Here is a 235-nt window from a genome sequence, read left to right on the forward strand (position 1 = left end):
CCCGGGCCCGCGCCCGGCCCGGCCCCCCCGCCGTGGTCGCCGCGGCCGGGATCCCGAACCCACGCTCGCGCACCTGCTCCATCCAGTCCATGGTGGCGGCGCGGTCGTGCACTTCACCGATCTTGTGGCTCTTGCCGGTGTAGAACAGGGTGCGCGCGGTCGTGGTGGTCTGGCCGGCATCGATGTGGGCCATGATGCCGAGATTGCGGTAACGCTCGAGGGGAGGGGTGCGGGC

At 72.8% G+C, this 235-nt stretch carries 1 protein-coding gene; it reads right to left on the minus strand.

Annotation, left to right across the window (positions count from 1 at the left end):
• Window positions 1-235: GTP-binding protein (locus ACQG3P_RS23965; protein ID WP_426806446.1), on the minus strand; the 235-nt coding region annotated here is incomplete at both ends.

This window comes from Stenotrophomonas sp. SrG (genome assembly GCF_050031795.1).
In the GTDB taxonomy this organism is placed as follows: domain Bacteria; phylum Pseudomonadota; class Gammaproteobacteria; order Xanthomonadales; family Xanthomonadaceae; genus Stenotrophomonas; species Stenotrophomonas rhizophila_A.